We start from the raw sequence: 10,496 nt of genomic DNA, 5'->3' as shown, positions 1-10,496 counted from the left end.
CGTCACTGAGTTTAACCGGCCCTTTCGCATCCAGGTCATCACGCAACAGCTCGGCAGCACGCTTCGACATGTTCTTGAAAATCTTTTCCTGAACGCCCGGATCTGCCCCTTTCAGTGCCAGTACCAGCAGGTCGGTCGATACTTCACGCAGCAGGGTCTGAATACCCCGGTCATCAACGTCAACGAGGTTATCGAAGACAAACATAAGATCTTCGATCTGAGTACCCAGGTCTTCGTCGACTTCTTTGATCTGCTCAAGCAGCTCAGAAGCAATCGTGCTGTCCACGAAGTTAACAATGCTGGCAGCACATTTGATACCACCCATAGTCGTGGTCTGCGTGCCTGCTTTGCCAGAAAACTGGCGTTCGAGAATATCGTTGAGTTCCTGCAATGCGGCTGGCTGAACAGCCTCAAGCGAAGCAACACGCATGATGATGTCGAGGACAACTTTCTCATCAAACAGAGACAACACTTCCGCCGACTGGTCAGCGTCCAGATACGACACAACAATGGCCTGAATCTGAGGGTGCTCGTGGCGGATCAGGTCGGCTACCTGACGCGGTTCCATCCACTTCAATGAATCCAGACCTGTGGTGTTACCGCCAAGGAGAATCCGGTCAATAAGCGCACCCGCTTTATCCTGACCCAGAGCCTGAGTCAGCATATTACGAATGTAATCGTCAGCGCCAAGGCCCATACCGGTCTGACCGCTGACGGCATCAAGAAACTCTGACACCACACCTTCGACCTGAGTCTGATTCACACTGGTCAGAGTGGCCATGGCCGAGCCCACGCGCTGAACTTCTTTCGGGCCCATGTGTTTGAGGATTTCAGCAGCGTCTTTCTCACCGAGAGACATCAGCAGAATCGCAGCACGTTCGGTGCGGTTCAGGTTGGCTAGTGCATTGCCCGCTTCGGGCATCGTATTATCCGGCATCGCTATTTACCCACTGAATAACTACCTGAGCGACCCGGGCCGGATCTTCTGCGATCAGCCCTTTCAAGGCATCCAGCTGACGCTCATAACTTTCTGACGCACCGGGCAGTAGATATTCATCCATACCTGCCAGTGTCACCTTATCATCATCCAGACCGGCCTCAGCATCTTCAAGCTCATCGAGCAGTAAGTCACTTTCTTCCCGACCTTTATTGGTGATGCTCTTAATAGTAGGACGGATTACGCCGAATATAAGTATCAGAACAAACAATCCCGCCAGCACCTGTTTTACCAGTTCCCAGAACCAGGGCTGAGTCCAGATATCAGGTTCGCCCAGCGTCAGTGCGTCGTCGCCCATAAATGGAGAGTTAATAACGTTTACACTGTCTCCGCGGGCTGCATTAAAGCCAACGGCATCTTTCACCAGAGTTTCGAGGCGCTGCAGGTCATCCACAGTCCATGGCTGCGTCGTGGTGTTCCCATCCGCATCAAGCACCGCTTTGTCGTTAATTACTACCGCAACGGTCAGACGACGGATATCACCGACTGAGTGCTGGCGGTAACTCAGTGTACGGTCGACCTCGTAATTACGGGTCGCTTCTGAGCGACGCTTACCTGCCGCTCCCGCACCACCGGCACCTGTGCCAATGGCCTCTTCCGGAGCCTCGGCTTCTGGCGGCGGCTGATTAGAAAGCGCACCAGGAATACCGCCACCGGCCTCTGACATGTTCTCTTCATCAATGACCTGCTCACTGCGCAGCGCAATCAAATCAGGATTAAAGAGTTCTGAGCTTTCTTCTCTGATGGTGAAGTCGATGTCTGCCGACACTTCCGCTTTATAGTTCGCAGAACCCAGCACCGGCTGAAGAATATTATTCACCGCGTCAGAAATAGACGACTCAACTTTTTCGCGATATTCCAACTGGCGTGCAGCCAACATTTCTTCCGTGTCATCTTCGATTTTCGACAGTAAATTGCCATGCTGATCGACCACTGACACATCAGCCCGATCCATTTCACTGACGCTGGTCGCGACCAGATTCACAACGGCCTCAACCTGATCTTTACTCAGATTACTACCGGGATACAGCTCAACAAAAACCGATGCTCGGGGCTTACGCTGGTCACGAACAAACACCGACTGACGGGGAATCGCCAGGTGAACACGCGCATTGCGCACCGATTTAACACTGGCAACCGTGCGTGCAAGTTCACCTTCCAGACCGCGGCGATAGCGTGCATTTTCAATAAACTGACTGGTACCGAGCGCGCTGTCCTGCTCAAGCACTTCCAGCCCGACGGTTTTATCATCGATCAGGCTGGCCGCAGCGAGTTTCATTCTTGCCTGATGCACATCGCCTGCTTCGACCATTAGCACCTGGGTCGTCGGGTCGATCTGAAAGGGAATACCCTCACGATTCAGGATCTCGACAATGTCCTGAGCGTTGTGATCCTGCATGCGGTGAATCAGAGGCTTGTAGGTGGGTTCGCCTGACCAGATCATGACCGCAATACCAATGGCTACGACCAGTGCGATACCACCAATCGCCATCACCTGACGCGTCATTGGCAGGCTGCTGAATCCAGCGAGCAGAGGATGTCCGGATGTCGGAGCACTATTCTCGCTTAGGCCTTCGGCACCAGTATTCGTGCTACTTGCCTGTGGTTCCTGAGCGTTTGCATTAGCGCCATCAGCGCCGGCGCCTGCTTGTGCGGGTACGTTTTCCATAGCTCAGCTCGTTATACAGGCATGTTCATGATGTCTTTATAGGCCTCGACAAGTTTGTTACGAACCTGTGTCATCGCCTGAAAAGAAACGCTGGATTTCTGCAGAGCAATCATGACCTCTGGCAGATCAATGGAAGGATCGCCCTGTTCAAACCGTGTTGCCAGCTGTGCAGCCGTCTGCTGATTTTCATTCACATTATCGATGGCATTTTTAAACATGGACTGGAAATCAGGGACCGTATTATCACCACTGACTTCGTTAATGCTGGTTGCTTGCTCGGCTTGCTTAGAGATCCGTGCAACGGCGTCCATTTCAGCATTTGGTCGCACTCCCTGGCTGGCCATTTCATTCTGCGAACGCAACTGATCTTTTACCTGTCGCATCTGCATCAGAACTGAACTTACATCAACACGATCAACCATTTTCTACACCCTCTTCTGCAACGCATCGGCAACTTATTTTTGACACTTTTTCTGTATTTTTCCGATGTATTCTTTGACGTTGCAAACCCCTTGCCAGCTTCGCGTTTAAGACGCAGCCAGCACCATAGATTCAACATCAACACCCTCATCTCTTAAGCGCGCCACCTTGTAGCGTAGTGTTCGAGGGCTGATACCCAGCCGTTCAGCGGCTTCTTTTCTACTGGGTTCTTCTTTCAATGCCCGAACGATTAATTCAACCTCACGGGTACGCAAATCAGAACCTAACTCGCCTTCATCCTGCACGACATCAGCCGCATCCACGGAAACCGGTGCTGAAACCTGACGATGCTTTGGCACCGGAGTCAGAATAAAGTCATTAGCGTTCAGTTGATTTCCAGTCTGCATAATCAGTGCACGCTGGACTGTGTTATCCAGCTCACGAACGTTGCCGGGCCAGCTGTGCGTTACCAACTTACGCTCTGCATCGGCATGCAACGATGGTGCTGGACGTTTCATCTTGTCAGCATGATGAGCCAACAGTCGGCGTGCTAACGGCAAAATGTCATCACGGCGTTCCCGCAGTGGCAGCCACTGAAGTGGAAATACGGTGAGGCGGTAGTAAAGATCTTCTCTAAAATTACCCTCGGCCACATAGTCCGCCAGTTCACGGTTTGTTGTGGCAATGATACGCACATCAAGATCAATGGTTTTCTTGCCGCCGAGACGCTCCACCTGACGCTCCTGCAATACACGCAGCAGTTTCGCCTGAAGGCCCATGTCCATTTCAGTAATTTCATCAAGCAGAATGGTGCCACCATCCGCTTGTTCAAACTTGCCCGGCATCGCACTGTAGGCGCCAGTAAACGCGCCCTTTTCATAGCCGAACAGCATGGCTTCCAGCATATTTTCCGGAATCGCAGCACAGTTCAGCGCAATGAACGGGCCACTTTTTCTGGGGGAATTCTGGTGAATATAGCGGGCAAGAACTTCTTTACCTGTTCCGCTCTCACCACTGATAAGAACCGTAGAATCTGTTGCCGCGACACGCATGGCCATCTGAAATAACTGCTGCGATGCAAAAGATTCACACACTGGTTGATCTTTATCTGATACCTGAGCTTCACCCTGCGTATAAGGCTTCAACAGAGCCTCAAGCTCACGCAGCTCGAAGGGCTTCATCAGGTAATCATCAGCGCCTTTCTGCATCGCCTGAACCGCCTGAGAAACATCACCATAGGCAGTCATCAAAAGAACGGGTAGCCATGGATGCTGCTGTTTCACATGGTTAAGTAACTCAAGACCGTCCATGCCTGGCATATTAATATCCGACAGAACAACGTCGAAATTATGGTGGTTCAGCAAAGCCACGGCTTCGATACCGTTCGGAGCTTCCTTAACGTCATACCCTTTCATTTTCAGGGTATCTACAACTGCTTCACGTAGAGTCGGATCATCTTCAACAACGAGTAAGCGCATAATAATTCCTCTTAGATACCTGTTTGAATTAACCGCGTGCGAGCGGTAGGTACATTTCTGCAGACACCCCACCCAGTGGACTGTCGGTTAATCTGAAATCACCGTGATGAGCACGAACAACCGCCTGAACAACGGCCAGACCCAGTCCGGTGCCGTTGCTCTTCGTTGTAAAGAAAGGCTCCATCATGCGATTTTTCTTCTCGTCCGGGAGGCCGGGGCCGTTGTCCATCACGGCGAGACATAATCTGCCCTGATCGTCACGACGGGCGACCAACTTGATCTCGATAGGATGCTCACAGGACTCAAGTGCGTTATTAATCAGGTTCATTACTGCACTGATTAAAGAGTCCCGATTACACATAAGGGAAGCTTCCCCCACTTCATTCTCAAGCGTGCAGACAGCACCGCTCTGGGCGACGGCAACCTCCATCGCCGAAGCAATACCATCCAGCAGGGACGTCACTGTCACATCATCGTTTAATGGCGCCTCGCCACGGGCAAAAATCAACATATCACGCACCTGGCTCTCCAGATGATGAAGTCGCTCCTGCAACTTACCGGCAAAGCGAATACGATGTTCTTCAGCAAGATCTTCAGAATTAAGGTGGCCCGCGTAGAGTGTCGCCGCTGCCAGAGGTGTCCGGATCTGATGCGCCAGAGAAGCAACCATTTTTCCCATAGCGGACAAGCGCTCGTGTTGAGCCAACTGAGACTGTAATGCACGGGTTTCCGTCAGGTCGGTAAGAAGAATCAGCTGTCCACGCTCATTGGTCATGGCTGCGGTGCGCAGACTGACACGGCGACCATCCACCAGTGAAATTTCATGACCGTCATCACGGCGCGGTTTAAAACAACGCTTAATCACGTTACGCCAGCGCTGGCCAAGCAAGGTACCAGCACCCGAAGCCGCCAATAAAAGGTCTTCAGCGGCTGGATTGCTCTGAATAATGACCCCATTTTCATCCAGAAGAAGAACACCTGCAGGTAACATCTGCAGCAGGCTTTCCAACCGGTCGGCCAGGCGTTCTTTTTCGCCCAGCTCCTGCATCCGTTGAGCAGATACTGTCGCCAGCTCACCACTGAGTTGCTCGACCTTATTTTCGAGAAAGGCGTAGGAATCTGTCAGCTGCTGCGACATTTCATTGAACATGTTAAATGCACGCTTGAGCTCACTCGGATCCAGGGGCTGCTGATCGTCAGGAACTGAACTTAATGCCACACTCGCCATAAATACCTCACCAGAACACCACATTTGCGGCGGAAAAATGTCACTGATAGGTATTGGGCAATTAACGTGCCAGCAAGCGGAATAAACTTAGAAGGGGGATAACTTTAAAAAGAGAGGTTACAAAAGTCAGGTAGGATTGAAATCAACGGCCCGCTAATGCAGGCCGCTTTTGTGCCTGATCAGGCCATGTCTTTTTCTTTGCGGTTGATGTTGTACTTACGCATTTTCTCCACCAGCGTGGTGCGACGAATACTCAGTTTCTCGGCAGCGCGTGCGACAACACCATTGGCATCATCAAGCGCCTGCTGAATCAACGAGCACTCAAGGTCAGAGAGATATTCCCGCAGATCCAGACCGTTCACCGGCAGCAACGCTGGACTATCAACACCCGCCAGGCCTTCGTTCTGGGTAACATCTGCCACAACCGGTGGCGTGTACTGCTCATCGTCTTCATCGACATGACGAAATTTCTTCGGTAGTTCATTTACACCGATCACACCGTACGGATGCAGAATGGCCAGACGCTCCACGAGATTCGCAAGTTCACGAACATTGCCATGCCACTCGTGACGACAGAGCGACATAATGGCAGCCGAGTTAAAGCGGATCGAGCCGCGCTTCTCATTCTCAAGACGCGAAATAAGTTCATTAAGAAGCAGGGGTAAATCTTCAACGCGCTCGCGTAGCGATGGCATATCGATAGGGAACACGTTCAGACGGTAATACAGGTCTTCCCTGAACGAGCCGTCCTCAATCATCTTCTCAAGATTCTTGTGAGTCGCTGCAATCACCCGAACATTCGCCTTAAGCGTTTTATTACTGCCAACACGCTCAAACGTGTGCTCCTGCAACACACGAAGAATTTTCACCTGCATGTTGAGGGGCATGTCGCCGATCTCATCAAGGAAGAGCGTACCACCTTCGGCCAGCTCAAAACGTCCCGGACGACTATTGATTGCACCAGTAAACGCACCTTTCTCGTGACCGAATAACTCACTCTCAAGTAACTCAGCTGGGATAGCACCACAGTTCACAGGCACAAAGGGCTTATTACGGCGATGGGAGTGGTAATGCAGATTACGGGCAACCACTTCTTTACCCGTGCCGCTTTCACCCTGGATCATAACGCTGACGTCTTTGTCAGCCACCTGCATGATCAACTCGCGTACGTGCTGAATCTGACGGCTGGTACCCACAAGGCTTCGGAAAAGTTGAACTTCACGTCGCTCACCGCGGCTACGATTGTGCGTATATTGCTCGCGGAACACCTGACAGCGATGAAGGCTATCCAGCATCTTGTTGTAACTTGGGGGCATTGCGAGACTGGCTAGTACACAGCGACGAACATTTTCTGATAATTCATCGACCTGAACCTGACTGCCAACAAAAAGGAACGGGAGACCTTTGTCCCAAGCGAGCATAGCCTCGACCGTCTTCTCCAATGGCTGACCATCGCAGTCGCCCAGCATTACTGCACTGATCTCAGTGCTCTCTTCAATGCTGGCATCCGCAACTTTGCGCCAGTCTGACGAGCCCGCCACGATAACTTCTTCGCCCAGGAAATCGAGAATCACCTTTAGATCATGGCGACGTTGTTCGTCGTCATCGACAAGTAAAATTTTGATTTCTCTCCACATGGCAAATGCCCTTTACCTCAATAAAACACGGAACAGCGTAATCGACGCCAACTGATTGACTTCCCTCTTTTCAGTTAAGTATCAAATTGCGACGAAGTCAAACTTCTGACGTTAAAACTTATCCAGTTAGCTCAAATCTACACTTAATTTGTTGAAATACTTCAGAATTTGGCGCCTCAGGACAATAAAAAGCCCTCTAAAGAGAGGGCAAGGGAGTTCACACAAGTAAAAAAATCGTGAGAATTCAGGCAGATACTGAACTCGACAGGCGCCCCGGTGCCGATTCGTCGGTTTCAGGGCGAGTTCCATGTACGGACTCAAGATATTCCTGACGAATACCGTCCCAGCCCGTCTTCACCTCCAGCATCAGCCCCATAACTTCATCAATCATGTCTGTACTATTCTGTCCGCTCGCTTCCAGAATCCGACGTATCATGTAGTCATAAAGACGATCGAGATTTCCAGCCAGTTCACCGCCCTGAGTGTGATCCAGGCTCGACTTCAGCGTCTGGATGATTTCATTCACCCTGCCGAGCAAACTAGCCTTCTCCTGCATATCCTTACGCTGGATAGCTCCTTTCGCCTGCGCCATACGCGTCAGAGCCGCTTCCATCAGAAGCTGAATCAGACGGTGTGGGTCCGCATCGAGGACCTCGGACGTAACGTTTACCTTTTGGTATTGCGACGCGCCGGATTGATACATACACAACTCTCCTGCCGAAATAGCCCACCGAAAAACCTGATGAGCATGATCAAGTGATACTCTCTTTGACGGCCTGCGCGCAGAATTCTTTAGTAACTTTTTGTAGTTTCGGTGAGTTTTCAGACGGCACAAGCGGCAAGCTCTTGCCCGGCAACCAGCGGCAAACGGCCGCCCTCCTCGCCCAGCCAGATTGAAAACCTCAATAAAATCAACGATATAAAAAATGGCACAGAATTTGATCGTAGGGCTGTAAATGCTCAGAGGTTATTCCCATGGCCAGCGTACAAACGACAGCACAATTAAATACAGCACGGCAGACAGACCACCGAAGTCTGCTCGCTGCCGCCAGCCGTTGTTACAATGAGGCCAGCCGGGGAAACAACCCAGTATTATTGTCTCAGGCTGCCGACCTTGCTTATCAGGCATGGCAGGCTGACAACAATTACATTCCCGGTATTAACCTGCTCGCCCGTATCGCTATGCGCCGTGGTGCCAATGACGAAGCCCATCACTGGCTGGCCACCGGTTTAAGCCTTAAGCCAGAAAGTACCGGCCTGTTGTACAGCGCAGGACACCTGGCTCTGATCGAAGGAAAGCAGACACTCGCGGCCGATTACTTTGCGGATGCAACGCGTATTTCGAGAACGAGCACGAAAGCTCCTATCTATCTCGCTCATATCCGTCTACTACAAGGCGAATATCTCGAAGCCTTTCAGTTATACCGCGAGCTGATAAAAACCCGCTCTGATGATGTTCAGATCCGCAGCAAATTATTCGAAGCTGCAAGCTACATCGTTGCAGATTTCTATTCTCAGGAATTGGAAAGCGAGCTGTTGCGCTGGTTCGAGTTTAAAGACGTCGACTATAACCAGCTGAGAAGCCTCACCACTTCACTGCTCAAACACAAACTTCACCTGAGTGAAGCCGGCTGCCCGATCGAGCCGGAAGCCATTGCATCAGATCCCCTTCTGTTGAAAGCCATGATGCGCTTTCATTTCAGTGATCCGTTAATAGAGCGCCTGTTAATTACCCTACGTCAGAGCATTCTGCTGAATAGCAGTCGCGACTTGGCAATAGACTCAGAATTTATGCCGCTGGTCATTGCACTGGCGGGTCAGGTCGAGCTGAACGAAGCTGTGTGGTTTATCAGCCAGCAAGAGCAGACGCTCGTCAGTCAGCTTAACCAGCTGGCAGCAAAAATTCTGCTGATAACCGAATTAAAAGCCGAAGATATCAGCGCTATCATGCTACTGACCATGATGTACCAGCCATTGCGCAAAGCACCTTTTTACACGGCTCTTAACGAGAAAGCGTTGCAATGGTCTGGCCATCTGAATGAGCTGATGAGTCTGTGCCTCGATCAACCTCTGCGCGTTGCCGCGGCAGCTAAGGCAATTCCTTCTCTTGGGCTCAGTAGCAACGCCACATCACGTAAAGTAAAAACTCAATACGAGGAACATCCATATCCTCGCTGGACGAGTTTGGGATATAACCAGAAGACCGACTACTACGCATCGCTTCAGGCACTGTTTCCGAGTCGTCTGGACGATCTACAACCAGAATCCGGGCCGATCAATGTGCTCGTTGCAGGCTGCGGCACCGGCCGCCATGCTTTGCGACTGGTTAAGTACTTTCACCGTATGCAGGTGACTGCGATGGATCTCAGTGCTTCTGCTCTGGGCTACGCACAAGTCCAGGCGGAGCATCATCACCTGCCAGTAGACTTCATCTTGGGTGATATTCTTGTCTCAGAGCGCCTGGGACAACAGTTTGATGTAATTGAGAGTTCAGGTGTCCTGCATCATATGGAAACGCCTGAGGCGGGCCTGAAGGCGCTGATTGATGTACTAAAACCCGGTGGCATCATGAAGCTCGCCCTCTACAGTCGTCAGGCAAGAACGCTCATCTCGGAGCTTCGTTCTGAATTGAATGGCAAACTTCCCGAAAGCGAACAGGATATACGCACAGTCCGCGAAGCTTTGCTTCATCAAGGAGAAGGACGCTGGCGCGCCATTCTGCAATCACCCGATTTTTACAGCATGAGCAGTGTGCGCGACTTGTTATTCCATACTCAGGAACACACATTTGATCTGCAGGAAATACGTCGCATGATTGAAAGTGCCGACCTCGAATGGGTTGGCATTGTGCCGCCACCGGGCGCTCAGCAGCTCGCAGAAAAAATACTGCGTTTGCCACCGGCTAACCTGACGTTAAATGATTGGCATACATTGGAACAGATTGAACCTGCGCTGTTCGCCGGCATGTACCAGTTTTATGTGAGGAAGCCTGCCTGTGGGAGCTATTCAGTCAGCTTGCCTGACTAATAGCGACAGTGATACATGCAGATGGATCATCGCGAATAGC

At 51.2% G+C, this 10,496-nt stretch carries 8 protein-coding genes; 1 reads left to right on the top strand and 7 read right to left on the bottom strand.

Features of this window, described 5'->3' with window-relative positions; genetic code table 11:
• From fliG to fliS, 7 genes are all read right to left on the bottom strand, one after another.
• On the bottom strand, positions 1-922 hold a 922-nt coding region (fliG, locus tag B2067_RS04325; protein ID WP_301387584.1), incomplete at its 3' end, for a flagellar motor switch protein FliG.
• Positions 923-926: 4 nt separating this feature from the next.
• Positions 927-2,666, bottom strand: a complete 1,740-nt coding sequence (gene fliF / locus B2067_RS04320) for a flagellar basal-body MS-ring/collar protein FliF (RefSeq protein ID WP_301387582.1) — start codon at positions 2,664-2,666, stop codon at positions 927-929.
• Positions 2,667-2,677: 11 nt separating this feature from the next.
• Positions 2,678-3,088, bottom strand: a complete 411-nt coding sequence (gene fliE, locus B2067_RS04315; protein ID WP_297532837.1) for a flagellar hook-basal body complex protein FliE — start codon at positions 3,086-3,088, stop codon at positions 2,678-2,680.
• 105 nt (positions 3,089-3,193) lie between these two features.
• Positions 3,194-4,564 carry a sigma-54-dependent transcriptional regulator gene (locus B2067_RS04310; RefSeq protein ID WP_297532835.1) on the bottom strand — a complete coding sequence of 457 codons (1,371 nt, stop codon included), beginning with the start codon at positions 4,562-4,564 and terminating at the stop codon, positions 3,194-3,196.
• A gap of 28 nt (positions 4,565-4,592) precedes the next feature.
• Complete coding sequence (locus tag B2067_RS04305) at positions 4,593-5,792, bottom strand: sensor histidine kinase (RefSeq protein WP_297532833.1); 1,200 nt, start codon at positions 5,790-5,792, stop codon at positions 4,593-4,595.
• A gap of 179 nt (positions 5,793-5,971) precedes the next feature.
• Positions 5,972-7,429: a sigma-54 dependent transcriptional regulator gene (locus B2067_RS04300; RefSeq protein ID WP_297532831.1), complete on the bottom strand. Its 1,458-nt coding sequence runs from the start codon at positions 7,427-7,429 to the stop codon at positions 5,972-5,974.
• Between the two features lie 244 nt (positions 7,430-7,673).
• Positions 7,674-8,132: a flagellar export chaperone FliS gene (gene fliS, locus B2067_RS04295; RefSeq protein WP_068436736.1), complete on the bottom strand. Its 459-nt coding sequence runs from the start codon at positions 8,130-8,132 to the stop codon at positions 7,674-7,676.
• Between the two features lie 272 nt (positions 8,133-8,404).
• Between fliS and B2067_RS04290 the strand changes: the two genes are divergently transcribed.
• A complete protein-coding gene (locus B2067_RS04290; RefSeq protein ID WP_301387580.1) occupies positions 8,405-10,456 on the top strand; it encodes a methyltransferase domain-containing protein in 2,052 nt (683 codons plus the stop codon).
• The last annotated feature ends 40 nt before the right edge of the window (positions 10,457-10,496 follow it).

It is taken from the genome of Thalassolituus sp. UBA2590, from assembly GCF_002339775.1.
Lineage (GTDB): Bacteria > Pseudomonadota > Gammaproteobacteria > Pseudomonadales > Oceanobacteraceae > Thalassolituus.
Note: the sequence above shows the minus strand (reverse complement) of the source record. Positions and strands in the feature narration are given on the sequence as shown.